General features: G+C 70.4%; 23 protein-coding genes. 8 read left to right on the top strand and 15 right to left on the bottom strand.

The genetic code is table 11. The features are described 5' to 3' along the window. Positions 1-2 precede the first annotated feature (2 nt). From Q1A98_RS07725 to Q1A98_RS07735, 3 genes are all read left to right on the top strand, one after another. Positions 3-1,019 (top strand): ATP-binding cassette domain-containing protein, encoded by a 1,017-nt coding sequence (locus Q1A98_RS07725; RefSeq protein WP_366943381.1) that lies wholly within the window; start codon positions 3-5, stop codon positions 1,017-1,019. Between the two features lie 23 nt (positions 1,020-1,042). Continuing rightward, positions 1,043-1,873 carry an ABC transporter permease gene (locus Q1A98_RS07730; protein ID WP_299571624.1) on the top strand — a complete coding sequence of 277 codons (831 nt, stop codon included), beginning with the start codon at positions 1,043-1,045 and terminating at the stop codon, positions 1,871-1,873. Between the two features lie 428 nt (positions 1,874-2,301). Next, complete coding sequence (locus tag Q1A98_RS07735; protein ID WP_299571868.1) at positions 2,302-3,123, top strand: ABC transporter permease; 822 nt, start codon at positions 2,302-2,304, stop codon at positions 3,121-3,123. 1 nt (position 3,124) lies between these two features. Here Q1A98_RS07735 and Q1A98_RS07740 read toward each other — a convergent pair whose 3' ends face one another. Continuing rightward, complete coding sequence (locus Q1A98_RS07740) at positions 3,125-4,087, bottom strand: PLP-dependent cysteine synthase family protein (protein ID WP_299571627.1); 963 nt, start codon at positions 4,085-4,087, stop codon at positions 3,125-3,127. Between the two features lie 225 nt (positions 4,088-4,312). Here Q1A98_RS07740 and Q1A98_RS07745 point away from each other — a divergent pair, with 225 nt between their 5' ends. Then, positions 4,313-5,743 carry a wax ester/triacylglycerol synthase domain-containing protein gene (locus Q1A98_RS07745; RefSeq protein ID WP_299571629.1) on the top strand — a complete coding sequence of 477 codons (1,431 nt, stop codon included), beginning with the start codon at positions 4,313-4,315 and terminating at the stop codon, positions 5,741-5,743. Here the strand turns inward: Q1A98_RS07745 and Q1A98_RS07750 are convergent. Genes Q1A98_RS07750 through mftE form a run of 4 tightly spaced genes read right to left on the bottom strand, consistent with a single transcriptional unit; the run spans position 5,723 to position 9,664 of the window. Beyond that, positions 5,723-6,148, bottom strand: coding sequence for a PPOX class F420-dependent oxidoreductase (locus Q1A98_RS07750; RefSeq protein WP_299571632.1), 426 nt, complete (start codon positions 6,146-6,148; stop codon positions 5,723-5,725). The genes Q1A98_RS07745 and Q1A98_RS07750 overlap by 21 nt on opposite strands. A gap of 5 nt (positions 6,149-6,153) precedes the next feature. Then, positions 6,154-7,578, bottom strand: coding sequence for a mycofactocin system GMC family oxidoreductase MftG (gene mftG, locus Q1A98_RS07755; protein ID WP_299571634.1), 1,425 nt, complete (start codon positions 7,576-7,578; stop codon positions 6,154-6,156). Beyond that, entirely contained in the window at positions 7,476-8,951 is a 1,476-nt protein-coding gene (gene mftF / locus Q1A98_RS07760) for a mycofactocin biosynthesis glycosyltransferase MftF (protein ID WP_299571636.1), read from the bottom strand. Before mftF ends, mftG begins: the two co-directional genes overlap by 103 nt. Further along, the gene (gene mftE / locus Q1A98_RS07765) at positions 8,948-9,664 is read right to left on the bottom strand and encodes a mycofactocin biosynthesis peptidyl-dipeptidase MftE (RefSeq protein ID WP_299571638.1); all 717 of its coding nucleotides are present in this window, start codon (positions 9,662-9,664) and stop codon (positions 8,948-8,950) included. The genes mftF and mftE overlap by 4 nt, the downstream gene beginning before the upstream one ends. Before the next feature lie 200 nt (positions 9,665-9,864). Here mftE and Q1A98_RS07770 point away from each other — a divergent pair, with 200 nt between their 5' ends. Then, positions 9,865-10,992 (top strand): CaiB/BaiF CoA-transferase family protein, encoded by a 1,128-nt coding sequence (locus Q1A98_RS07770; protein ID WP_299571640.1) that lies wholly within the window; start codon positions 9,865-9,867, stop codon positions 10,990-10,992. A 28-nt stretch (positions 10,993-11,020) separates the two neighbouring features. Here Q1A98_RS07770 and Q1A98_RS07775 read toward each other — a convergent pair whose 3' ends face one another. From Q1A98_RS07775 to mftA, 5 genes are read right to left on the bottom strand one after another with little or no spacing between them, the layout of a single operon-like run. Further along, positions 11,021-11,836 carry a mycofactocin-coupled SDR family oxidoreductase gene (locus Q1A98_RS07775; RefSeq protein WP_299571641.1) on the bottom strand — a complete coding sequence of 272 codons (816 nt, stop codon included), beginning with the start codon at positions 11,834-11,836 and terminating at the stop codon, positions 11,021-11,023. 5 nt (positions 11,837-11,841) lie between these two features. Next, positions 11,842-13,038 carry a pre-mycofactocin synthase MftD gene (mftD, locus tag Q1A98_RS07780; protein ID WP_299571643.1) on the bottom strand — a complete coding sequence of 399 codons (1,197 nt, stop codon included), beginning with the start codon at positions 13,036-13,038 and terminating at the stop codon, positions 11,842-11,844. 30 nt (positions 13,039-13,068) lie between these two features. Continuing rightward, complete coding sequence (gene mftC / locus Q1A98_RS07785; protein ID WP_299571644.1) at positions 13,069-14,277, bottom strand: mycofactocin radical SAM maturase; 1,209 nt, start codon at positions 14,275-14,277, stop codon at positions 13,069-13,071. Next, positions 14,274-14,579 carry a mycofactocin biosynthesis chaperone MftB gene (mftB, locus tag Q1A98_RS07790; RefSeq protein ID WP_299571647.1) on the bottom strand — a complete coding sequence of 102 codons (306 nt, stop codon included), beginning with the start codon at positions 14,577-14,579 and terminating at the stop codon, positions 14,274-14,276. The genes mftC and mftB overlap by 4 nt, the downstream gene beginning before the upstream one ends. After that, complete coding sequence (mftA, locus tag Q1A98_RS07795; RefSeq protein ID WP_299571649.1) at positions 14,564-14,671, bottom strand: mycofactocin precursor MftA; 108 nt, start codon at positions 14,669-14,671, stop codon at positions 14,564-14,566. The genes mftB and mftA overlap by 16 nt, the downstream gene beginning before the upstream one ends. 125 nt (positions 14,672-14,796) lie before the next feature. On the opposite strand from mftA, the gene mftR reads away from it, so the two are divergent. The 3 genes from mftR (at position 14,797) to Q1A98_RS07810 (ending at position 17,917) form a co-directional block, all read left to right on the top strand. Then, complete coding sequence (gene mftR / locus Q1A98_RS07800) at positions 14,797-15,369, top strand: mycofactocin system transcriptional regulator (RefSeq protein ID WP_299571652.1); 573 nt, start codon at positions 14,797-14,799, stop codon at positions 15,367-15,369. 91 nt (positions 15,370-15,460) lie between these two features. Continuing rightward, the gene (locus Q1A98_RS07805) at positions 15,461-16,516 is read left to right on the top strand and encodes a ferredoxin--NADP reductase (RefSeq protein WP_299571655.1); all 1,056 of its coding nucleotides are present in this window, start codon (positions 15,461-15,463) and stop codon (positions 16,514-16,516) included. A gap of 132 nt (positions 16,517-16,648) precedes the next feature. Further along, entirely contained in the window at positions 16,649-17,917 is a 1,269-nt protein-coding gene (locus Q1A98_RS07810; RefSeq protein ID WP_299571656.1) for an HNH endonuclease, read from the top strand. Between the two features lie 10 nt (positions 17,918-17,927). Here the strand turns inward: Q1A98_RS07810 and Q1A98_RS07815 are convergent, their stop codons facing one another. Genes Q1A98_RS07815 through Q1A98_RS07835 form a run of 5 tightly spaced genes read right to left on the bottom strand, consistent with a single transcriptional unit; the run spans position 17,928 to position 21,702 of the window. Further along, positions 17,928-19,157: an NAD(P)/FAD-dependent oxidoreductase gene (locus Q1A98_RS07815; RefSeq protein ID WP_299571657.1), complete on the bottom strand. Its 1,230-nt coding sequence runs from the start codon at positions 19,155-19,157 to the stop codon at positions 17,928-17,930. A 55-nt stretch (positions 19,158-19,212) separates the two neighbouring features. Beyond that, positions 19,213-19,872 carry a hypothetical protein gene (locus tag Q1A98_RS07820; protein ID WP_299571658.1) on the bottom strand — a complete coding sequence of 220 codons (660 nt, stop codon included), beginning with the start codon at positions 19,870-19,872 and terminating at the stop codon, positions 19,213-19,215. After that, complete coding sequence (locus Q1A98_RS07825; protein ID WP_299571659.1) at positions 19,869-20,507, bottom strand: hypothetical protein; 639 nt, start codon at positions 20,505-20,507, stop codon at positions 19,869-19,871. The genes Q1A98_RS07820 and Q1A98_RS07825 overlap by 4 nt, the downstream gene beginning before the upstream one ends. Continuing rightward, complete coding sequence (locus tag Q1A98_RS07830; RefSeq protein ID WP_299571661.1) at positions 20,504-21,124, bottom strand: hypothetical protein; 621 nt, start codon at positions 21,122-21,124, stop codon at positions 20,504-20,506. The genes Q1A98_RS07825 and Q1A98_RS07830 overlap by 4 nt, the downstream gene beginning before the upstream one ends. Further along, positions 21,121-21,702 (bottom strand): hypothetical protein, encoded by a 582-nt coding sequence (locus Q1A98_RS07835; RefSeq protein WP_299571662.1) that lies wholly within the window; start codon positions 21,700-21,702, stop codon positions 21,121-21,123. Before Q1A98_RS07835 ends, Q1A98_RS07830 begins: the two co-directional genes overlap by 4 nt. Positions 21,703-21,728: the final 26 nt, after the last annotated feature.

The raw sequence follows: 21,728 nt of genomic DNA on the forward strand, positions 1-21,728 counted from the left end.
CGATGTCAGTGACGCAGGGGCGGCCGGTCGACGAAGCCCGGTCCGCCACGGGTCCCGCCGTCGTCGCCGACGGTCTCGTCAAGCGGTTCGGTGACTTCACGGCCGTCGACGGCGTGTCGTTCCAGGTGCCCACCGGTACCGTCCTGGGTCTCCTCGGCCCCAACGGCGCCGGCAAGACCACGACCGTCAACATGCTCGCGACGCTCCTCGTGCCCGACGGCGGTTCGGCGACGATCGCCGGCTACGACGTCGTCACACAGCGGGCCGGTGTGCGGCAGTCGATCATGCTCACCGGTCAGTTCGCCGCTCTCGACGAGGCACTGACCGGACGGGAGAATCTCATCCTGTTCGGCCGCCTGATGGGCCTCGACAAGAAGACCGCGCGCCGCCGGTCCGAGGAACTCCTGGAGGCGTTCGCCCTGACCGAGGCGGCGGGCCGACGGGTGGGGACGTTCTCCGGCGGCATGCGCCGACGCATCGACATCGCATGCGGCCTGGTGGTGCGACCGGAGGTCGTGTTCCTCGACGAGCCGACGACGGGTCTGGACCCGCGGAGCCGTCAGGACGTCTGGAACATCGTCACCTCACTGCGCGACATGGGCATCACCACGCTGCTGACCACCCAGTACCTCGAGGAAGCCGACCTCCTCAGCGACAACATCGTCGTCATCGACGCAGGACGTGTCATCGCCGAGGGGACGGCAGACGAGCTGAAGGACCGCGTCGCCGGGACCGTCTGCGAGGTGGTCCCGAGCTATCCCGACGACCTCGGACGCATCGCCGACCTGCTCGCCGATCTCGCACCGGGCGGCGCACGCCGCAACGCGACGCAGACCGCGCTCACCGTCCCCGCGCGTACCGGGACCGCGACCCTGGTGGAAGTCGTTCGTCGCCTCGACAGCGCGGGCATCGAACTGACAGACGTGGGGCTCCGCCGGCCCTCCCTCGACGACGTGTTCCTCAAGCTCACCGAGACACCCGCGGAACCGACCCCGCCGGCCGGTCCGGCTTCCCGATGACCCGGGCGGGATCGGGGCCCGCCGTGGGTTCCGACGTCGCGCGGTCCGACGCCGTGGCGCTGCTCATGGTCGGCGACGGAGTGCGACCGCAGGTCCACCCACTCGGACAGATCGGCGCCCTGACGGCGCGCTCGCTGCGGTCGATGTTCCGTCAGGGCGAGTTCTACCTCGGCATCTTCGCGCCGATCATGCTCGCGATCTGCTTCTACGTCCCTCTGCGCAGCATCTTCGACGCGATCCCCGGCGTGAACTACGGCCAGTTCCTCATGCCGGTCATCTGCCTGCAGTCGGTCGGTTTCGTGGCCACGTCCGCGGCGATGCGCGCGGCGACCGACGCGTCCGTCGGCATCACCGAGCGGCTTCGCAGCATGCCGGTCAACCCGATGATCCCGGTGATCGCGCGGATGCTCGCGAACGCCGCGCTCCTCGTCGTCTCGCTGGCGTGGGCGCTGCTGGCGGGCCTGGCGATCGGATGGCGGCCGCAGCACGGCATCTTCTACTTCCTCGGATTCGTGGTCGTCGCGCTCGTCGTGGGCATCCTCCTCGCGGTCGGCGCCGACGCCATCGGCATCCTGGCCAACAACCCCGAGGCGACCAGCCAGGCTCTCGCTCTCCCCCAGCTCATCCTGGGGATGCTGTCGACAGGGTTCGTGCCGGAGTCGCAGTTCCCGGAGTGGATCCGCGGGTTCGCACGCAATCAGCCGATCTCGCAGTTCACCGAGCTGATGCGGGCCTTCGACAACGGGTCGGTGTCGTTCGACCAGTTCGTCGCGCCGGGCGCCTGGGCGTTGGGGATCCTCGTCCTCGTCGTCGTCGGCTTCGCGGTCGTCTTCGCGCGGGGGTACCGCAAGTGAGCTGGGAGATCACGGGGACGCCGTCCGGTCAGGCATCGGACACCGACGTCGGCGCGCGACGCCCGCGACATCGCTCGCCGCGGGACTCGGTCGCCGATCACTGGTGGCGGCCCGCCCCGCCCGACCCCGACGTGATCGCGGCCGCGGAGACCGAGGCGATCCCTCACGCCGGTGCACGCCCCCGCGATGCGGGATCCCCGCCGCCGCCCCCGCAGCCCGGCACGGGCCGACAGGTGCTGTTCCCCGGGACCGGGTCGATCCGCTCGGTGGTCGGGACCTGGACGGTGCTGTCCGACGACGCCGACGGCCGTGTGACCCGTCATCCTCACCCGGAGTACCCGCAGCCCGGTGTCGACGACGCCTCGACGGTGCGACTGACCGCGCTCCTGGCCCGCGGGGAATCCATCGCTCCCGGGGCGCCGGCCGACATCCGGGCCCTCGCGACCGTCTTCCCCCGACCGCATCAGACCGGTGAGACCGGCTGGCGTGCCTATCGCGAGCACACAGCGATCCTCACGGGTCGTCAGCTGCTCGTGTGGGTACGTGACCGGACCACCCTGCTGCAGACACTGTTCTTCCCGGCGATGAGCATGATCATGTTCAAGGTCGTGCTGGGTGACGCCATCGGCAAGGCCACCGGGCAGAACTCGGCGTTCGGCACCGTGCCCCTCGTCGTGCTCGTGGGTGCGATGTTCGGGTCTCTCGCCGGCGGCGTGCGGCTGCAGAGCGAACGCAAGACCGGCCTGCTGACACGCCTCTACGCGCTGCCGGTCCACCGCGGCGCCGACCTGTCCGCCCGCATCATCACCGAGCTGGCCCGCATCCTGCTCGGGACGATCATCCTGACCGCCTTCGGCACCATCATCGGGTTCCGGTTCAACCAGGGCATCCTGCCCTCGCTCGGCATCTTCGCGGTGGCACTTCTCTTCGGCGCCGCGTTCTCCACCATGGTGCTGGCGCTCGCACTCTCGTCCTCGGGGCTGCCGCTCGTCCCGATCATCTCGCTGGTGTCGAGCCTGTTCATGTTCTTCAACTCGGGCTTCTCCCCGATCAGCGCCTACCCGAAGGTCCTGCAACCCATCGTCGCGAACCAACCGATGACGTGCGCGATCGACGCCATGCGAGCACTGGCGACAGGCGGGGAACTCGGGACCAGCCTGTGGAAGACGCTGGCCTGGGCCGTCGGCGCGCTGCTGGTCTTCACGTACCCCGCCATCCGCGGCTACCGCCGCGCAGCGGCGGCGCGCTGACTCACCGCGGGTTGACGAGAGCGGGAACGGCCGCCTCAGACTCCTCGTACGCGCCCGTCGACAGGTACTTCCATCCCGCGTCCGGGACGATCAGGGCGATGTCCGCCCGGCGTCCCGCAGCGAGCTCCCGTTCGCCGACGCCCATGGCCGCCTCGAGGATCGCGCCGGTGCTGGCCCCGGCGAAGATGCCCTCCATCGCGAGGAGAGCTCGCACGAACGCCGCGGAGCGGTCGGCGTGGACGGGGAAGCGCTCGTCCAGCAGAGAGGGATCGTAGAGCTCGGGGACGAATCCCTCGTCCAGGTTGCGCAGTCCGCAGATCTTGTCCCCCACCACCGGCTCTGCCGCCACGACACGGACACCGGACTTGTGGGCGCGCATGAAGCGGCTGACGCCGTTCAACGTCCCCGTCGTGCCGAGTCCGGCCACGAAATGCGTGATCTCGGGCAGATCCGCCAGGAGTTCCGGCCCGGTGCCCTGGGCGTGCGCGAGCGCGTTCGCCTGGTTGCGGTACTGGTCGAGCAAGACGAGGGAGGAATCGCGCTCGGCCATCCGATGCGCCTCGTCCACCGCGCCCTTCGAACCCTGGGACGCCGGCGTGAGCACGACCGTCGCCCCGTACATGCGCAGCATGGCGCGACGTTCCTCCGTGGAGTTCTCGGGCATCACGCAGATCAGCCGATACCCTCTCAGCTTGGCGTTCATGGCCAATGCGATCCCCGTGTTGCCGCTGGTGGCCTCGAGGATGGTGGCACCGGGGCGGAGGACACCCGATCGCTCGGCGCACTCGATCATCGCTGCGGCGGGTCGGTCCTTCACCGATCCCGTCGGGTTGTTCGCCTCGAGTTTCGCCCACAGGCGCACCGACGGCCCGTAGGAGTCCTCGTGCCACTTCGGCGACAGCCGAGGCAGACCGACAAGGGGTGTGCCTCCGAGTGAGTCGGCGAGAGAATCGAAGCGGGTCATCACTGCCTCTCTGCACGGTCGGTGGCGTCGTCAGCGCTTGTCGACCATGCGGACCGGGGTCAGGTTTCGTAAAGATCCGTACGTCAATGTTAAAGGGATCGATGATCCTTATGCACTCATTACCGAAAAGTGAGAATTTGGTGTGGTACATGCGGGGGACACGAACCCGGACGTCTGCGACGGATCGGACCGACGACGAGAGCGTTCAGCGGAGGCAATGGATCAGTGCGTCGACTCAGTGCCCGTGATGCCGGATACGTCTATCTGGTGGACGGCTTCATCAGCTCACGTGTCATCTCCTGCTGGATCTTGGCCCGGGAAGACGGAGAACCGACAGGCCTGGACGACCAGGCAGTCGTCGATCTCCTCTCCCGACGACTGTCCGCTGACGACATGTTCTCGGCGGTGCTGAGACGAACACCGGGCGATGTGGGCGAGCCGTACTGGGTCGTCGACCCCGACACCGATCCTGCGGACCACATCCGTGTGCACCCTGACCCGATGCGATGGTCGCAGGCTCAAGAACTCATCGCGGACGAGGCTGCCCGGCCGTTCGACATGACCGCGCCCCTGTGGTCGGTGGACATCCTGTCGGACGTGGGTGGTGTGCCCGCGCAATCAGGGTCGGTGACGATCCTGGCCGTGTCGTTCCATCACGCGGCGTTCGACGGGATCGGATGGGAGCAGCGATTGCATCGGCTCCTCGCCGACGATCCCGACGAACCCGCCCGACCCACACCGATCGGCGCCCTGGAGGGGCCATGGTGGCTGACCGTCGCCCGCGACGTGCTGCGCGCTCCTGCCCGTTGGGCGGTCTTCGTCGTCGCCCTCACGCGAGCCCTCTGGGAGACCCGCCGGCAGGCCGGTCGATCGCGGACCGAGCGCGCGGTCTACGACCGTCACGCCGCACCGGTCACACGGTTCAACCGGGGTCTCCGCGGGCGCCGCTGGACCGACTTCGTGGAGGTCGAGGAGGCCGACCTCGACCACGCCGCCCGACTCGCACCAGACGCCACCAAGAACGACGTCCTGCTCTCGATGGTCGCCGGTGCGGTCCACGGGTACCTCGATTTCCACGGCGAGTCGCCCGAGCGATCTCTCGTGTGCCTCGTGCCGATGAGCACCCGGCGGTGGGAGTCGGACGAGTCGGACCCGGACACCGCGAATCGCTTCCTGCCGCTCTCGGTCTCGCTGCACACAGACATCGCAGATCTCGCCACGCGACTGCAGGCGACGGCATCGAGTACGCGATCGGAGAAGGAACGCGGTGGAGCGGTCGCGGCCAGTCGGTTCTGGCATGCGGTGAAACTCGCGCCCGCGTTGGCATTGCGGGTCTCCGGTGCCGCGGCGCGGCGTCGTGGGCATCGGGCGGGCTCCACCACCGCGGTCAACACGGTGCTCTCCACCATCATCAACACCACTCCCGTGGCGACCGTCTCGGGTGTGCCGGTGGTGTCCGGCTTCGCCGTGTCACCACTGGGAAACGAGACGGCTCTCGCGCATTGTGCGGTGGTCGGCCTCGGTCGCGTTCGGATCTGCGTCACCGCCGACGACATCGTGCTGCCCGACATGAACCGCTACATGGCACTGCTGCGCGCATCGATCGACGCCCATCGCGCCGCTGCGGTGACGGCGTCAGGCAGTGGCATCGAGTGAGGCGATGACCTTCGTCGGCTCGATCCAGACGACGAGCTCGCCGGGCACGCCGTTGCGTGCGCCGAACTCCTCGGCACGATCGGCCCCCATGTACCGACCACCGGTCTCGGTCGCGATCCGGCGGACCTCGTCGAGGTCGTCGCCGATGTGCGCGATCCCCTGGACCTGAACGAACGCGTACGGCGGTTCCGGGAGGTCGATGGTCATGACCACTCGCGGATCCCGGGCGATGGCACGGCCTTTCGCCGTCGCGGCACCCGTGTTGAACGCGATCCGGTCGCCGTCCAGGACGAACCAGACGGGTGCCGCCACAGGACGCCCGTCGGACGCCGTCCACCCGAGGTGCCCGGTCTTCGTCCCCTCTGCGAGGAATGCGCGGATCGTCGGATCGTCCAGTGAGGCCATGCGCGTCAGAGTAGTCCCGACGCGGCGATCCGCTCTCCGATCACCGACGCGGCCATCGTCACCGTCGCGTGCGGCCCACTCGACAGCGGCGTGGGCAGTGCAGCCGCGTCGGCGACCCACAACCCGTCGACGTCGCGGACCCGGCCTTCCCAGTCCGCAGCGCCGCCCATCGGCAGTGCGCCCCAGGCATGGTGGGAGGTGCCGAGTGTCTCGTCCACGGTCGTCGATCCCGGCGCGACGAGTCCGGTGAACTCGGGCCCCTCGAGCATCGCGGCCACCTCGTCGGCGAGCTCGCGCATCCGGGCGAGGGCGGGAGCGTCGGGTCGTCCGAGGTCGATGTCGGGGCCCCGGTCCTCGGGAACGGCGATCGAGCCCGCCCCGACAGCACGCATCGCCGCGACCCCGACGGCCGGACCGCTGCGGGGGACGCCTGCGACGTGATCGGCGAAATCGTGCGCGTAGCAGCGGATCTCGAAACCATCATGGGTGTGCACGACGGTCTGCAGCACCGGCCCGATCGGACCGGGATCGGTCGACGCGGTGCGGCTGCGCACGAGCAGTTCGCGGTGCTCGGCGAGTGGCATGGTGGCCGACAGACCCGATCGGGCGGCGATCGTGGCCGAGCCGATGGTGCCGGCACACAGCACCACCACATCCGCCGGGAGCACCGTGCCGTCGTCGAGGACGACCGATCGCACTGTCGCCGAGTCGATCTCGATCCTGTCGACGACACTGCGGGTCCTCAGGTCGACGTGTGGACGCGAGAGCGCTTGCGCCAGGAGCCCGTCGGCCGCGGTACGTCGTCTCCCCCCGACGACGTTCATCCGGACCCGGACGATCCCGGGGCTCGGCCAGACCCCCTCGACCGTGAGGTGCCCGGCTCCCCGCATCGCCCGCTCGAACGCCGTCGCGCGGGGGTGCATCTCGGCGTCGCCGACCCGCCGGACAGACATCGCCCCACCGCCGGGCCCGCCACCGTCGAGTGCGGTGTACGCGCGCTCGACCACGTCGGGTGCCCACACGGACTGGTCCCATCCGTCGAGATCCTCGGCGTGGGCGCGCAGGAAGTATCCGCCGTTCACGGCGGACGAACCACCCGTCCCCCGCCCCCGCGGCAGGTCCGTCCCCTCCCGGTCCCGGTGCACCCGCACCCGGGACGGGTCGGAGAGTGGCAGCACACCGATGTCCACGGCCGGGGCCTGACCGCCGGCTTCGAGCACCAGCACATCGTCGCAACCCGAATCGCTGATTCTCAGTGCGGCGGCGCATCCCGCGCTGCCCGCTCCGACCACCACGACGCGCCGCCGGGCGGACACGACCTGGGGCGTCAGTGTGCGGCCGACGCCGTCGCGGGAGCCCGCGACGCGTCGGCCCGCACGATCGTGGGTCGCAGGGCGGTGGCGGTCCTCGCGGTCATCACGCCCTGCCACACACCCGCCCCGTAGGCGAGGTCGCCGAGGCGACGCAGGACCAGGAAGCGGGTCACGCCGAGGGGCTCGATCGGATCGGGGTTGAGCATCTCCGCCCGAACCCATTCGACGACCCCGTCCACGATCGCGACGGCCATGAGCACACTGCGGAATCGCGCCGACAGCAGTGCGAGCACGAGAGACACCGGCCAGTAGTGCCGGCACAGCGCGGCCGCCATCTGGAGGAACCCGAACCCGACGGCCTCCGCCGTGAGACGCGCCGCGACCGATGCCGCGTCGGGCACCGTCTCCACACGGCGGTACAGCCGCCCGGCGATGACCGCGATCATCGCGAGGACGACGCCGGCACCCCAGCGCGAGCGGGTGAGTGCGGCGAGCGCAGCGATCGCGGTCGGAACGGTCACGACGACGGGGGCGGCGTGCCCCGGGTGTCGATGCGAGAGCGGTGCCGCGCCGGTGCCGTAGAACCGTCGCCGCGCCAGGGACGCGCGCAGCGCCGTGCGGTGGTCATGGGCGACCGTGGCGATCGGGTCGTAGCGGACGGTCCACCCGGCTGCGGTCAGGCGCCAGCACAGGTCGACGTCCTCGGCGACGTGCATGCGCTCGTCGAAACCCGGGAAAGCACTGCGCCGCATGATGATCGCAGCACTCGGCACGTAGGACAGACGTGTGCCGGGAACCACCGGACCCTCCCGACGGCCCATGTCGAGCGACGAGCAGAGTGCCTCGTACCGCGCGGTCACGCCGCCGTCCTGCGACAGGGCGACGACCCGGGGGGCGACCATGGCCACCGTGGGATCGGAGAAGTGCGCGAGAAGCGTGAAGACCCAGGATGTCTCGGGAACGACATCCGAGTCGACGAAGGCCACGAACTCGGTCTGTGCCCGCGCCGCACCGACGTTCCGCGCCGCCGCCGGGCCCACGCTCTGGTCAAGGCGCACGATCTCGGCCCCGCGTGCCCGCACCGGCTCCTGCGAGCCGTCGTCGACGACGATCACCTCCGCGGAGCCGAGCGCGCCGAGCAGGCGGTCCAGTCCGATCTGGTTGTCGCGCACGGGGATCACGATCGTGACGTCGTCGACTGAGGGCCCGAACATGGGGCGCGGGTGCGCGATCCCTGCGTCGAGGAGCCGGCGGGCGACGGTCGCCGTCGACTCGTCCGACACCGCCAGGCGACCGTCGCAGTCGATCATCGCCACCGCACGGGGCGCGAGCGAGAGCAGACGGGTCGGTGATCCGCCGACGAGGTGTCGCCCGTCGTCCGACACCGTGACGCGCGAGTCGATCTGGACCTGGAAACCGTCGGGGAGGCGGGTCGTCTGTGGTCGCTCGTGCACGAGCGACCCGCCGGTCGTCGAGACCTCGTCCGTCATGCGAGCCCGCCCCGCTCGTCCGGCAGCCAGCGACGGGTGGCAGCGGCCAGCCGGTCCACCATGTCCTCGACGATGCGTCGGCCCTGGTCGTCGTCGGCGGGGCGGGGGTCGCCGAGGACACCGTTCGCGCTGACTGCGCGCACCCCTCCGGCCCGGAGACTGTCCATCAGGTCGCCGATCGGCGCCGTCGCGCCGACGGCAACCTTGTCACGCATCACCATCCCGGGGGAGATCGCCAGGAGGACAGAGGTTTCCGTCAGCCCCGCGTGCGCGTCGGCGCCGGGCGTCGTGCACGCCCACCACGCGACATCGCGTCCCTCGGATCGCAACAGTGCGACAGCGTCGACCACGGTGTGGGCGTTCCCGCCGTGCGCGTTGACGATCAGCAGACGCGCTGCCCAGCGGCACACGCTGCGACCGAACTCGACGAGGAGGAGCCGAAGGGCGTCGTGGCCGATCGACACCGTTCCCGGGAACCCCTCGTGCTCCCCACTCGCTCCGTATGCGAGCGACGGCGCGGTCATCGCCTCGTGACCGTCGGCGACGAGACGCTCGACCGCCCACCCCGCGACCGTCTCCGCGATGCGGGTGTCGGTGTCCAGCGGGAGATGGGGCCCGTGCTGCTCGAGGGCGCCGAGCGGAACCACGACAGTGCACCGGCGATCGTCCAGCTCGGGCCAGGTCTTCCCACCGAGCCCACCGGGGCGGGTCATCCTGATGATGCTAGTCACCGCGACGGATTCTGAACACCCGATCCGCGAACGTGATTGACCGTTTCGCGACGGTGACCGGTGGGCGGGTCGCGGACCGGCCTCCACCCTGCCGTGGGGGCACGGTGACGCACGTGCGATGCTGTGCGACCAGGCGAGCGAGTGCTCGGTCCGTAGGCGAACGTTCGACGACGAGGTGGCCCATGAGCAGCGCCCCGAACACCCCGGGACACACCCCCACGACCCGCCCCGGCCCCCTGGGCGGCGTCCGTGTGGTCGAGTTCGCGGGCATCGGCCCAGGCCCGCACGCGTCGATGCTGCTGGCCGATCTCGGCGCCGACGTCGTCCGCGTCCAGCGGGCAGGATCGCTCCCCGCCGCGGACCGCCCCGCCGACCAGCTGCTCCGCGGACGGTCCGCCGTCGTCGAGGCCGACCTCAAGTCGTCCGCCGACCGCGACGAGATCCTGCGCCTCGTCGACCGCGCCGACGTCATCGTGGAGGGGTTCCGTCCCGGCGTCATGGAGCGTCTCGGCTTCGGCCCGGACGAACTGCTCGAGCGCAATCCCCGACTGGTCTACGGGCGGATGACGGGATGGGGTCAGGACGGCCCACTCGCCGACCGCGCCGGACACGACATCAACTACATCTCGCTCACCGGCATGCTGCACGCGATCGGCCGCGCCGACGAACGCCCCGTCCCGCCGCTGAACCTCGTCGGCGACTTCGGCGGCGGGTCGATGTTCCTCGTCGTCGGCGTCCTCGCGGCGTTGGTCGAGCGCGGCATCTCCGGACGGGGCCAGGTCGTCGACGCGGCGATGGTCGATGGCGCCTCCGTCCTGGGCCAGATGATGTGGGCGTTCCGCGGCACCGGGCTGTGGCAGGACCGCCGCGGCGTCAACCTGCTCGACACCGGCGCCCCCTACTACGAGGTGTACGAGACCTCGGACGGCCGCTACATGGCGGTCGGGGCCATCGAGCCGCAGTTCTACGCCCAGCTGATCCAGGGGCTCGGGCTGACCGACGCGGACCTGCCCGAGCAGAACGACATCGCCCGCTGGCCGGAGCTGCGTGCCCGTTTCACCGAGACGTTCGCGACACGCACGCGCGACGAGTGGGCTGCGGTCTTCGACGGGACCGACGCGTGCACCACGCCGGTGCTCGACTTCACCGAGGCGCCGCAGCATCCGCACCTCGCCGCACGCACCACGATCGCCGACATCGACGGCGTCACACAGGCGTCGGTCGCACCGCGGTTCTCCCGGTCCGTCCCCGAGACACCCGTGGGTCCCGTGCGTACGGCGACACCGGCATCCGAGGTCTGGGCCGACTGAGTCCGGGCGCGGCGCACGCCCGTCCCGGTCAGACCTTCACGGACCCCTGGTCCATCGAGAACTCGGATGCGGTGATGGTCTTCGCCGAGTCCGAGCAGAGGAACATCACCATGTCGGTGACCTCGTCGCAGGTCGAGAAGAACGGCTTGTCCAGGATGGGCACGAAGTTGGGCATGTAGCGCTCCATCGCGAAGACCTCGGACGCCTTCGTGTCCTCGAACGCCATCGGCGTGTTCACCGCGTAGGGGTGGATGGTGTTCACGCGGATGCCCTGCTCCCCCAGCTCTTTCGCCGCCGACTGCGCCATCCCCCGGATGGCGAACTTCGACGCGGAGTACGACGCCTGGAACGGCATCGCCTTGAGCCCGGCGCTGGAGCTGACGACGGTGATGCTGCCGCGGATCCCCTGGGAGATCATCACCGGGATGCTGACGCGCAACGTGTTCCAGGTGCCGCGCACGTTCACGGCCATGATGTCGTCGAACTGTTCGGGGGTGAGTTCCCAGATGCGACCCCAGGTGAGCACGCCGGCGTTGGCGATCACGTGGTCGAGCCGGCCGAAACGTTCCACGCCGTCGGCGACGAGCTGCTCCTGGAACGCGAGGTCGCGGGTGTCGCCCTGTCGCGCGAGGATCTGGCCGCCGGCCTCCTCCACGAGTCGGATGGTCTCGGCGAGGTCCTCGGGGGTGGCCGCGGGGTAGGTGGTGTGGTCGGCGATCGGTCCGGCGATGTCCATGCCGATGACCGCAGCGCCCTCCTGCGCGAATCGCAGGGCGTGGTTGCGCCCCTGCCCGCGGGCGATGCCCGTGATGTAGACGACGGCGCCGTCGAATCGTCCCGGCACGCCGCTCAGCTCTCCTCGTCGGTGGTCTCGCCGAACCGCTTCTCGAAGCCGTCGGGGATGATGAGGTCGTCCCGGGTGAGCTCGTGGATGCTCTTGCGGCCCAGTCCCATCAGGGCGGAGTCGATGCCGCTGCGCAGGATGTCGAGGACGTTCTCGACGCCGGCCTGGCCGTTGGCCGCGAGGCCCCACAGGTAGGCGCGACCGATCATCACCGCGTCCGCACCGAGGGCCAGGGCCTTGACGACGTCGCTGCCGCGGCGGACACCACCGTCGAGGAGGACCTGCATGTCGCTGCCGACGGCGTCGGCGATGGGGCCGAGCATGCGGATGGTGGCCGGTGTGCCGTCGAGGTTGTTGCCGCCGTGGTTGGACACCGACAACGCCGAGGCGCCGATGTCACGGGCGCGTTTGGCGTCGTCGAGGCGGGTGATGCCCTTGACCATGAACGGCCCGTCCCACTGCTCCCGCAGCCACTGCAGGTCTTCCCAGCTCGGCGGGGCGGTGGCCATCCACTGCCCGTAGGCACCGAAGAACGTCGGTGCGATCTGGCCGGGGTCGGCGAGATTGGGGGCGGTCAGGTCCGGGACGATCGGCTTGCCCTTGTTGAACCACGACCACGCGTAGCGGGGGCGCATCGCGATCTCGGGGGCCAGTTTCAGCAGCGCCTTCACGTCGACCTTCTCGGGGATCGCGGGGCTCCCCCAGTCGCGTCCCATCGAGAACGACCAGTCGGTGGTGACGATCAGACCCTTGGCGCCGGCGGCCCGGGCCCGTTCCGCGCGCCGCAGGATCTCCTCCCGCGAGTTCAGCCAGTAGATCTGGAAGAAGGTCTTCGGGTTCTCCGCCGCGACGTCCTCGACCGGTTTGGAGGCGAAGCTGGACAGGCCCATGGCCGTTCCCCGCGCCGCGGACGCCCGGGCGACGGCGACCTCGCCGTCCTTGTCGACCGCCTGCACGCCGGTCGGGGAGATGATCACGGGCAGCGCGATCTCCTGGCCCATGATCGTCGTCGACAGCTCCCGGTCGGCGTGTGCGCCGACGACATGGGGGGCGAAACCGATCTCGGCGAACGCCTCCACGTTGTCGTGCAGGGTGATCCCCTTCTCACTGCCGGCGACCAGCGCGGAGTACACCGACTTCGGCAGACGCTTCTGCGCACGCCGCTGCGCCTCGAGGACGGTTTCGAACCAGGGGTTGACCATGACGCACAACTACTTTCGTGAAGAGAGGGATCAGGCGGGTGCGAAGCCCGCGAGTGGGTTCTCGTCGCAGTCGCGCGACGGGGGTCGGGTCATGAGCTGCAAGGGCACACCCCGGGAATGGTCCTTGTTCGCCGACGGGGTCGTGCGCTCGCCTGCGAGCAGCGACTCGCCGTAACCCTGAACGCATTCGGGGTCGGGCCCGTCCAGGGGCAGTCCGGTGAAGAACTTCGCCGCCATGCACCCACCGCGGCAGGAGTCGTAGTGGTTGCAGGAGGTGCACGCCCCCGCGCTCTGCGGCTCCCGCAACTCGGTGAACAGCTCCGAGTGCTGCCAGACCTCCCGGAAACCACCGGGATCGGTGACGTTGCCGGCGAGGAAGTTCTCGTGGATCGCGAACGGGCACGCGTACACGTCACCCACCGGGTCGATCAGACACACCACACGCCCGGCACCGCACAGGTTCAGACCCGGCAACGCCGATCCCGACGAGCCGTCGCCGAACGCCGACAGATGGAAGAACGAATCCCCGGTCAGCACACCGTCGCCACGGGCGACGAGCCAGTCGTACAGCGCGCGTTGCTGTTCGGGCAGCGGGTGCAGGTCGTCCCACACGTCCGCCCCCCGGCCCGACGGGCGCAACCGGGTGATGCGCAGGGTCGCGCCGAACCGATCGGCGAGATCCTTGAACGCGTCGAGTTGTCCGACGTTGTGGCGGGTCACCACCACGCTGATCTTCGCGTCACGGAAGCCGGCATCGGACAGGTTCTGCAGAGCACGCACCGCCATGTCGAACGATCCCGCACCGCGCACCGCGTCGTTGACCTCCGCAGTCGCGCCGTCCAGCGAGATCTGGACGTCGACGTAATCCGACGCCGCCAACCGCGCCGCGATCTCCGGGGTGATGCGTAACCCGTTGGTGGAGAACTTGACCCCCACCTGGTGGGCCGTCGCGTAGTCGACGAGCTCCCAGAAATCCGACCGCACCGTCGGCTCCCCGCCGCCGATGTTCACGTAGAACACCTGCATCCGTTGCAGCTCGTCGATGATCGCCTTGCACTGCTCGGTGCTCAGTTCGCGCGGGTCGCGCTTGCCTGAGGACGACAGGCAGTGCACACACGCCAGGTTGCAGGCGTAGGTCAGTTCCCACGTCAGGCAGATCGGTGCGTCCAGGCCGCGCTCGAACTGGTCCACCAGGCGAGGGACGGGTGATGCCGCCGGCCGGTCGAGGGTGCTCGTCATGCTGTCTCCGGGAGATCGTGGGCGGCGGGTCGGATCATCGCCGAGCCCGCCAGGGTCGACAGGGCCTGCACATAGGGCGCGCGCGCCGCGGGGTCAGCCACGACCGCGGCGATCGCGGCGTCGGCGGACGGGTGATCGGCCAGCGACCGCACCACCTCGACCACCGTCGTGTTCTTCAGGAACGAGAGCTTGCGGGTGCCGAAGTGGTACAGCAACGCCCCGAACGGCTCCGGCCGCACCGCAACCCGCGGGTCGAGCTCCCACGCACCGCTCGCGTCGAACACGATCAGTACACGCCGCACATGCCGTCGATCGAGACCTCCTCGACGAGACTCTCCGCAACGAGCTCGGTCTCGGTGACATCGGTGCCGGCAGTGCTGTGAGCGTCGGACATGGGAACCTCCGTGAGACGACGTGAACTGGGTCACAGCGGACTATAGTGGCACTCGGTGTCAGAAATCCAGGGTCACCGAGAACCTGTTCCATCTGTGTGTCGGAGAGAGGCGGTGACCAGGACCGATGTCCACCCTCGGCCGACGCCCGACCACCACGCGGGCGCAGATCAGCACCATCGCGATCGATCTGTTCACCGAGCGGGGGTTCGAGGAGACCAGCGTCGACGATGTCGCCGCGGCCGCCGGCATCGCGCGCCGCACGCTGTTCCGCTACTACCCCTCGAAGAACGCGATCGCGTGGGGTGATTTCGACACCCACCTCGCCGGTATGCGGGCGCATCTCGCCGGACTCCCGCCGAGCATGGGGCTGGCCGAGGCGCTTCGGTCGTCGCTCGTCGCGTTCAACCGCCTGGACCCCTCGGAGATCGTCGCGCACCGGCGGCGGATGACGTTGCTGCTGACCGTGCCCGCCCTGCAGGCGCACTCGATGCTCATGTATGCCGGCTGGCGCGAGGTGGTGGCCGATCACGTCGCGACCATGACCGGCGAGCGACCCGGGGACCACCACCCTCAGACGGTCGCCTGGCTGCTGCTCGGCGTGGCGCTTGCCGCGTACGGCCAGTGGTTGGACGACGAGGACGCCGACCTCGAAGCCCTCCTCACCGCGGGCAGCCGTATCCTCGATCGGGGCCTGTAGAGCCCCCGCCGGGCCGATCTGGCGGTGCCCGGCCACCGCGCGGTAGCGTGGTGCAGAACTAGAACGTGTTCTCGTTTTCGGAGGATGATCCATGACGTCCCTGACGCCGCACAGCGTGCGCAGTGCTGTGCTCACCGTCGCCGAGGTGATCGAGGAGACCGCCGACGCCCGGTCGATCGTCTTCGACGTCCCCGGCGAGAGCTCCGAGAAGTTCACCGCCTACCGGCCGGGACAGTTCCTGACGGTTCGGATCCCCAGCGACCGGACCGGCTCGGTCGCGCGCTGCTACTCGCTGTCGTCCTCACCGTTCACCGACTCGCGACCCAAGGTCACGGTCAAGCGCACCGCGGCGGGCTACGGCTCGAACTGGCTCTGCGACAACGTGTCCGCCGGCACCGAGATCGAGGTGCTGCCCCCGTCCGGCGTGTTCACACCCCACGACCTCGACTCCCCGCTGCTGCTCCTCGCGGCCGGGAGCGGCATCACGCCGGTCATGTCGATCCTCAAGGCTGCACTGGAGAAGGGCACCGCACCGATCGTCCTGCTGTACGCGAACCGGTCCGAGAACGACGTCATCTTCCGCGACGAACTGCGGGTGCTCGCCGCAGAGAACCCCGACCGGCTCACCGTCGTCCACTGGCTCGAGAGCGTGCAGGGGCTGCCGACGGCGTCGGCGTTGCGCGCCCTGGTCGCGCCGTTCTCCGCCCACAGCGCGTTCATGTGTGGCCCCGCGCCGTTCATGGACGCCGTCCACACTGCGCTGGCCGACGCCGGATTCCCCCACGATCACGTCCACGCCGAGGTGTTCACGTCCCTGTCGGGTGACCCGTTCGACGACCCCGACCTCGAAGCCCCCTCGGAGGAGGAATCGGCCGACGCGGCGACCGTCTCCGTCGAACTCGACGGCACCGTCCACGAACTCACCTGGCCACGCTCGAAGACCCTCGTCGACATCATGCTCGCCGCAGGACTGGACGTGCCCTACTCGTGCCGCGAGGGCGAATGCGGCTCCTGCGCATGCACCGTCGTCGACGGCACCGTTCAGATGGACAACGTCGGCGCCCTCGACCAGGAGGACATCGACGACGGCTACATCCTCGGCTGTCAGGCCCGCCCCACCTCGGACGAGCTGACCATCGAGTTCTAGACCGACCCGACCCCCGTCTGTTGGGCGGTCGGGACCGTCTGTTGGGCGGTTGGGACCAACGGCGAAACACGTTGTGCACAGGTCGTTTTGCCGCCTCCCGTTCTGTCGGACCCCTCGTGTACACATGTACGCATGACGGGCACGGGCATCACCGACGCGCGAGACGCGCTCCGCGACGTGATGGCCGTGCTCGCTGATCTTCCCGCTGCCGGTGATGAGACCGAGGCGATCGACCTGATCTCGCTCGCGGAGTCGGTGAAGTCTTCATGTGCCGCTGTTCAGGCCGAGCAGACCTTGCGGCTGCTGCAGCTACGGTCGGCGGCGGAGGCCGAGCGGGGCATCCCGATCGAGCGACGGTGCCGAGGCTTGTCGGCGGAGGTCGCGTTGGCGCGGCGGGTGTCAGGCAATGCCGGCGGTCGGTATCTCGGGTTCGCCCGCGCGATGGGCGAGATGCCGAACACGTTCGCCCGCCTCCGCGACGGCTCGTTGTCGGAGTGGCGGGCGACGATCCTGGTCCGGGAAACCGGCTATCTGCAGGTCGAGGACCGTCGGATCATCGACCACGCGCTCTGTGCCGATGCCGCGACGCTCGACGGGGTCGGTGACCGGGCGCTGGAGGCGCTGGCGAAGCAGATCGCCTACCAGCGTGACCCGCAGGCGGTGGTGGATCGCAATGCCGCGGCGCCGAGGGATCGTCGGGTGTCGATGCGGCCGAAACCCGATGCCATGGTGCAACTCTCCGCGCTGCTGCCCATGAAAGCCGGCATCGCCGCCTTCGCCGCGATCAAGCAGCACGCGGACGGGCTCGTCGGGGACGGTGACCGTACCCACGCCCAGATCATGGCCGACACCGTCGTCGAGCGACTCACGGGCAAGGCCCGTGCCGAGGACCTTCCGGTCGCGGTGGATGTGGTCGTATCTGCCGATGTTCTCGTCGGAGATGCCAGTGCCGCGGCGGAGGTCCCGGGCTACGGGCTGATCCCGGCCGACACGGCACGGGACCTGATCGCCAATGCCCTCGACGCCGACGCACTGGTCACGCTACGGCGTCTGTTCGCGGCACCCGACTCCGGTGCGCTCGTCGCGATGGAGTCGAAGGCCAGGATCTTCCCGTCCGGCCTGCGTCGCTTCATCACCCGCCGCGACATCTCGTGTCGCTTCCCCTACTGCGACACCCCGATCGCCGAGATCGACCACGCCCACCCCCACCACGACGGCGGTCCCACCGACGCCCTCAACGGGCTCGGCGAATGCCGCACCCACAACCGGCAGAAAGAGAGCCCCGGCTGGCAGTTCACGACCGCGCTCGACCACGACGGCACCCACGAAGCCCTCATCCGAACACCCACCGGACACGAACACCGCTCCCGCGCACCCGCGCCACGGAATACCGCGGCGTGAGGGGACCCGATCAGCTCTGTTGCAGGAGTTCTGAGATCGGCGGGGCGTCGGCAACGGTCTTGCGCATCTTCATCACCGCGCCGGCCCGCCCGGCGCCGACGACGCCGGTCAGCTTCCCGTCGCGGCTGAAGTAGGCGAGGAACTTCTCGCCGTCCTCGTCGACGACGTGGATGTCGTCGTCGGCGGTCGGCGTGCCCAGGCACTGGATCTTCACGTCGAACTGGTCGGTCCAGAAGTAGTGCACCGCGGGAGCACTCGCCGCCTTGTCGGTGCCGACGATGACGTCGGCGAGGATCTTCGCCTGCTCGACGGTGTGGTTCCAGTGCTCCACGCGACGCCCGAACTCACCCGACTCGTCTGCCCAGTTGGCCACGTCGCCCAGCGCGAAGACGTCCGCCGCGGAGGTGCGACCGGAGCTGTCGCAGGAGATCCCGCCGCCGACCGACCGGTCCGCCAGCGTGAGTCCCACCGACTCCGCGAGCCCCGTGATCGGGATGGACCCGATACCGAGTACGACGAGGTCGGCGTCGAGGGTCGAGTCGTCGTCGAGGACGACACCGCGGACCGCGCCGTCGTCGACGGTCAGGCCGCTGACCCCGACACCGGTCCGCACCGTGACGCCGCGGTCGGTGTGCATCTTCTCCACGCGGGCACCGATCTCCGGGCCGAGCGCAGCGTGCAGCACCGACGGGGCCGGCTCCACGATCGTCACCTGGGCACCGACGGACGACAGGCTCGCCGCCGTCTCACACCCGATGAACCCGGCACCGACCACGACGATCCGGACACCGTCGCGGAGCTCCTCCCGCAACGCCGACACGTCGTCGGCGGTACGGACGACGTGGACCCCGGAGAGCTCCGCGACGGAGTCGGCGTCCTGGCCGTCCAGGACGTCGTCGGGGAGGAAACGGGGGTCGAGGCCGGTGGCCAGGACGAGTGACTCGAACGCGAGCGTCTCACCCGACCCGACGGAGGCGGTGTGGCCGTCGAGGTCGACGGCGGTCACCTCGGTGTCGAGGAGGAGTGCGATGTGGTTGTCGTCGTACCACTCCCGCGGCTTCAGCTCCACCGGCCCGCGCTCGCCGCGCAGCACCGCCTTCGACAGTGGCGGGCGATCGTAGGGCAGATGGGGTTCCTTCCCCACGAGCGTGACGGGGTCGGAGTACCCGGCCTGCCGCAGGTTCTCGGCGAGTCGCACACCGCCGAGACCTGCACCCACGATCACCACACCAGCGCCCATCGGCCCACGTTCCTTCTCGTCTCGGCACAACCGCTTCGTCGAGGCGCTGACCGCGTCATCCGCCCGCACCCACGGGGTGGAGATCGGCGAGTCGCCACGTGCCGTCGACTCTACGCATGACCGCCCACCGGGCGATCGAGGCCACGGAGCCGTCCGGGGCCACACCCGGGATCGACACCCGCAGTGCGCCGTAGACGAGCACCCGCGCGGTGTCGCCGTCCACGGCGGCGACACCGACCGCCTGGACCGCGGCCTGCTGCGTCGCGGAGGTCGCCACCGCACCGGGCAGAGCCGCGTCCGGGCCCTGACTGCGGAGGTCGGCCAGTGCGGTGTCGGTGAGCATGGGGGTCAGCGCACGCAGCCGTGCCGCCACCGCTTCCGCAGCGCCGGCGCCGGGGGCGACGGTCAGGTAGTCGGTGACCACCGCGGCCGTCCGCTCGCGCAGTGCGCCGTCGTCGTCCCTGCCGACTGGACGCGGAACGAGCACCGCGACGGCGATCGCGCCGGCCAGCGCCACCACCGCCACACCGGTCAGCGCGGCGTCCACCCGACGAGCCGGACCCGACGATCGCGTCGCGACGAGACCGAGCCCGACCACCAGGCCGACGAGCGCGACGGCCGGGGGGATGATCCATCCCGGTGCTCCGAGGACCCAGACCACCGCGGCCAGGCCCGCGAGCGCCGCGACCGCGACGACCGACCGGATCGCCGTCATCGCAGGGCCACCTGTCCGACGACCCAGACGTCGCCCTCGCGGATCATGGTCACGCTCAGCACGATCCGTCGATCCCCCACGCTTCCACCGACCAGCTGCGGCGCCGTCGTCTCCGCGACGACGAGCACGTCGACCGGCCCGCCTGTCGGCACCGAACCCCCGACGACACCGGCCGCCGCGACCTGACCGGTCCCCGTTCCACCGAGCGACGCCACCGCCGATTCGATCGCGGGACCGGCGGCATCGATGCGCCGGCGGTAGTCGCCGCCGCTGACCGCGCGCGCCGCATCGAGGTACGCCTGAGGGCGGGCGGGGTCGGCGGTGAGGATGGTGGCGACGGCGTTCGATGCCGACCGCACCACCTCGTCCGCCGGTCCGGCACCGCTCTGCCCGTGCAGGACCACAGCCGCCACCGCGGCACCGATCGCACCGATCACGCCGAGCGCCGCTGAGCCCACGACGACCCGCCCGGCACCCCTCGGACGGGATCGGTTGCTGGCCAGTCGTTCCCGCGCCGCGTCCACCGCAGCCTCTGCGGCTGTCACCCGGGCACGTGCCGTTGCGAGCCGGTGCGATTCCTTGTCCTCCCCGCCGTCGGCACGGGCACCCGGATCCGTGGCCGCGTCGTCGCTCACCGAACCACCTGCAGCGTCGCGACCGCCCAGCGTCCCGCGACGCGGCGCAGGTCCGCCGTCACGGCGCGCGTGGACGTCGCACCGTCGACGGTGACCTCGATCAGGGCGACCACGCCGACGGAGTCCGCGGTCGCGTCCGCGACAGCGGTCTGGATCGGGCGGCACACGGCGTCTCCGCCGACCGCCCCGAGAACCGTCGTCCCCGACCGCAACCGGTCGGCGAGGTCACCGGTCGCAGCCGCCGCCGCGGCTGCCGCGCGCGCGGGTGTGCCGCGGTCGATCACCCGACAGATGGTCGGGCCACCGACCCTGCCGACATCGCTCTGGGCGGCGGCCACCGACCGCGCGTCTGACCGTGCGTGGATCGCGGCCCCGAGCAGTCCTCCGGCCGCCGCGACCACGACGAGGCACACCGCCGCGGCGACGACACCGTCCGATGGCCGCACCACCCGGATCACCCAGATGGCCACGGCCGCAGCCACGGTCGACGTCACCAGCAGCGACACCCACCACGCAGGCGTACCGACCACCACCGCGAGCAGGGCGACGAGCGCGACCGCCACCAGGATGCCGACGCCGCCGGACCAGACGGTGGCGATCCGCCGGACCACGGTCACGGGAGGAGTCCCACGGCGGCGAGCTTCAGGCGACCGTCGTCGGGAGCGACGTCGACGACGAGCCGCAGCCGCCGGGGGTCCGAGTCCCCCGCCGCCGCTCCGGTGCGGCGGGTGGTGAGCACCGCGGTGACGAGAACCGATGCGTCACTCCCGCGCCGGTCGGCCAGTGCGACGCCGTCGACGGCGCCGACGGTCTGGGTCCCGAGCCGGGCCACGACAGCACTCCACGAGCCACTCGACTGCGCGAACTCGTCGCGGAACTCCCCTGTCGCGTCGTCGAGGATCCGACCAGCCCGATCAGGGTCACGCGCGTCCGGGGTCAGCAGCGGGACCACCAGTGACCGCGCCGCGGCGAGGATCTCGGCGTCACCGGTGACGGTGGTCGTCATCCGCCGCCCGACCACCGCACCGGCGGCCACGGCCAGAGCCAGCACCACGACGAGCGCGGCGACCGACCACCGGTGCGGAGGCGATGTCGTCCGGGTGCCCTCGAGTCGGGCGAGGTCGGTCCGAGCCGACCGCAGTTCCGCCTGCGCCGCGCGCAGGGCGCGACGGGCCTGCCGCCTGTCCGATCCCACGCCTCACCTCCGTCGACCGCGTCGAC

It is taken from the genome of uncultured Williamsia sp. (assembly GCF_947494875.1).
Lineage (GTDB): Bacteria > Actinomycetota > Actinomycetes > Mycobacteriales > Mycobacteriaceae > Williamsia_A.

Coding starts and splice junctions, on each gene's coding strand:
- Q1A98_RS07725 (WP_366943381.1), top strand. CDS start 3: ATGTCAGTGACGCAGGGGCGGCCGGTCGACGAAGCCCGGTCCGCCACG.
- Q1A98_RS07740 (WP_299571627.1), bottom strand. CDS start 4,087: ATGACCCGCTTCGATTCTCTCGCCGACTCACTCGGAGGCACACCCCTT.
- Q1A98_RS07750 (WP_299571632.1), bottom strand. CDS start 6,148: ATGGCCTCACTGGACGATCCGACGATCCGCGCATTCCTCGCAGAGGGG.
- mftF (WP_299571636.1), bottom strand. CDS start 8,951: ATGACGGACGAGGTCTCGACGACCGGCGGGTCGCTCGTGCACGAGCGA.
- mftE (WP_299571638.1), bottom strand. CDS start 9,664: ATGACCCGCCCCGGTGGGCTCGGTGGGAAGACCTGGCCCGAGCTGGAC.
- Q1A98_RS07770 (WP_299571640.1), top strand. CDS start 9,865: ATGAGCAGCGCCCCGAACACCCCGGGACACACCCCCACGACCCGCCCC.
- mftD (WP_299571643.1), bottom strand. CDS start 13,038: ATGGTCAACCCCTGGTTCGAAACCGTCCTCGAGGCGCAGCGGCGTGCG.
- mftC (WP_299571644.1), bottom strand. CDS start 14,277: ATGACGAGCACCCTCGACCGGCCGGCGGCATCACCCGTCCCTCGCCTG.
- mftA (WP_299571649.1), bottom strand. CDS start 14,671: ATGTCCGACGCTCACAGCACTGCCGGCACCGATGTCACCGAGACCGAG.
- mftR (WP_299571652.1), top strand. CDS start 14,797: ATGTCCACCCTCGGCCGACGCCCGACCACCACGCGGGCGCAGATCAGC.
- Q1A98_RS07805 (WP_299571655.1), top strand. CDS start 15,461: ATGACGTCCCTGACGCCGCACAGCGTGCGCAGTGCTGTGCTCACCGTC.
- Q1A98_RS07810 (WP_299571656.1), top strand. CDS start 16,649: ATGACGGGCACGGGCATCACCGACGCGCGAGACGCGCTCCGCGACGTG.
- Q1A98_RS07815 (WP_299571657.1), bottom strand. CDS start 19,157: ATGGGCGCTGGTGTGGTGATCGTGGGTGCAGGTCTCGGCGGTGTGCGA.
- Q1A98_RS07820 (WP_299571658.1), bottom strand. CDS start 19,872: ATGACGGCGATCCGGTCGGTCGTCGCGGTCGCGGCGCTCGCGGGCCTG.